Source organism: Ramlibacter sp., from assembly GCF_035706265.1.
Taxonomy (GTDB): Bacteria; Pseudomonadota; Gammaproteobacteria; order Burkholderiales; family Burkholderiaceae_C; genus Ramlibacter.
Genome location: NZ_DASSVG010000382.1, coordinates 1 through 2,164 on the forward strand (window position 1 = coordinate 1; position 2,164 = coordinate 2,164).

Below are 2,164 nucleotides of genomic sequence, written 5' to 3' on the forward strand. Positions count from 1 at the left end.
GCAAAGGACGCAAAGGAACATCCCCCCGGGGGTATTCCTTTTGCGTCCTTTGCGCTTTCTTTGCGTCCTTTGCGTCCGGCTGTTGAATCGGCTGTTCGATCGGCGGTTCGCCGTGCCGGCAGCCTACCGGATCGACCCCGCCAGCTCGAAGATCGGGATGTACATCAGGATCACGACCACGCCGATCACCGCGCCGACGAAGACCATCAGCAGCGGCTCGAACAGGCGCACGAACCACTCGATCCAGCGGCCCATCTCCTCGTCGTAGAAGTCGGCCGTCTTCTCCATCATCGCGCCCAGGTTGCCGGCCTGCTCGCCGGCGTGCAGCATGCGCAGCGCCACCGGCGTCGACAACTGGTTGGCTTCGAAGGCCTGCGACAGCGGCTGGCCCTCCCGCACGCGCTGCGCGGCCTGGTCCAGCAGGGCGGCCATGCGGGCGCCGATCAGGCCGCGCGCCATGCCGATCGCCTGCAGGATGGGGATGCCGCTTTGCAGCAGGATGCCGAGCGAGCGGTACAGGCGCGTCACCTGGTACAGGAACACCCGCTCGCGCACGCCGGGCAGCGCCAGCACGGCCTGGCCCACGGCGCGCCGCACCGCGGTGAGCTGCCACAGGCCCGCCGCCCCGGCGACCACGCCGGCGGCCGACAGGGCGAGGCCGGCGGCGTGCTCGTTGAGCATGCTGCCGAAGTTCATCAGCACCTGCGACATCCAGGGCAGCTTGGCGCCGACCTCGCCGAACACGGTGCTGAAGCGCGGCACCACGTAGCCCACCAGGAACAGCAGCACGCCCATGCCCACCAGCAGCAGCAGCACCGGGTAGACCGAGGCGCTGACGATCTTCTGCGTGAGCATGTCGATGCGGGTGCGGTAGGCCACGTAGCGCTGCAGGCCGCCGCTCACCGCGCCCGTCTTCTCGCTGGACTGGATCAGCGCGACGTACAGGTCGGGGAAGGTGGCGGGGAACTGCGCCAGCGCCTGCGAGAAGGACTTTCCTTCATAGAGCAGCCGCACCAGCGACGTGAGCACCTTGCGGGTGGAGGAGTCGTGCTCCTTCTCCGCCAGGCTTTCCAGCGCGGTGATCAGCGACAGGCCGGCGTTGATCAGCGTGGCCAGCTCCTGGCTGAAAAGCACCAGCGGGAAATCCTTGCTGCGCCCGATCGACACGCTCATCGCCGCGCCGAGCTTGCGCACCGGCGCCACTGCGATCACGCGCAGGCCCTGGTGCTCCGCCGCCTGGCGCGCGGCGTCCAGCGTGCCGGCGTCGAGCGTGAGCTGCACGATGCCGCGGCCGCCGTCGACGGCCTTGACCTGGAACTGCATGGCGCGCGGTCAGTAGCTGATGTCGGCGTTTTCTTCGGTGCCGCCGGGGGCGCCGTCCTTGCCGAAGGACATCAGGTCGAACTCGCCGGTGTCGCCGGGCGACTTGTAGACATAGGCACGGCCCCACGGGTCCGGCGGCACCACCTTGGCCAGGTACGGGCCCTTCCAGCGCGGCTCGTTGGCGGGCGCGGCGCTCAGGGCGGCCAGGCCTTGCTCGCTGGTGGGGTACTTGCCGACATCCAGGCGGTACATGTCCAGCGCCTTGACGATGCTGGCGATCTGGGTCTGCGCCGCCTTGCCCTCGGATTTACCGAGCTGGCTGAAGTAGCGCGGGCCGACGATGCTGACCAGCAGGCCGAGCACCACCAGCACGACCAGCAGTTCGAGCAGGGTGAAGCCGCGCGCGCGGGGGCGACGCAGCAACTGGGGAGTGGAAACGTTTCGCATGGAGAGTCCCTCTGGTTGTCGATTCACACCTTGTCGCAAATTTGATGCCCGCGTGAGCGCGTGAACCCTCCCTCGCGCTGGCGTGGGACTTGCGACCGGCCTCCCCGACCGGCCCGAGAGCCGGACCACTCTCCTGGAGCCCTCGATGTCGGAAGTACGCAATCGCTGGCGCCTGCGGGCCGGCGCTGCCGCCCTCTGCTGCGCCGCCCTGGGCGCCGCCCAGGCCACGCCGGCGCCGATCCAGATCACGGACGAAGGTGCGCAGGGCCTGGTCCTGAGCAACCTGGATGGCCCGCTGGAGCCGGAGCCCGCGCCCCGTGCCGCCGCGGCGCCGGCCCCCGCGCCGCGCCCGCAAGCGGCCTCGGCGCTGGTGAAGCGGCGCGAGGCGTGGTCG

2 protein-coding genes and 1 pseudogene are annotated in these 2,164 nt (G+C 69.9%); 1 reads left to right on the forward strand and 2 read right to left on the reverse strand.

What is annotated here, in order from left to right; genetic code table 11:
• Positions 1–123: 123 nt before the first annotated feature.
• On the reverse strand, positions 124–1,323 hold the full coding sequence (locus VFM98_RS13805) for a type II secretion system F family protein (protein ID WP_325110491.1): 1,200 nt from the start codon (positions 1,321–1,323) through the stop codon (positions 124–126).
• 9 nt (positions 1,324–1,332) lie between these two features.
• Positions 1,333–1,770, reverse strand: coding sequence for a type II secretion system major pseudopilin GspG (gene gspG, locus VFM98_RS13810; RefSeq protein ID WP_414709025.1), 438 nt, complete (start codon positions 1,768–1,770; stop codon positions 1,333–1,335).
• A 145-nt stretch (positions 1,771–1,915) separates the two neighbouring features.
• Here gspG and VFM98_RS13815 point away from each other — a divergent pair.
• Positions 1,916–2,164 (forward strand): annotated as a pseudogene (locus VFM98_RS13815) (hypothetical protein); the annotation flags it as partial.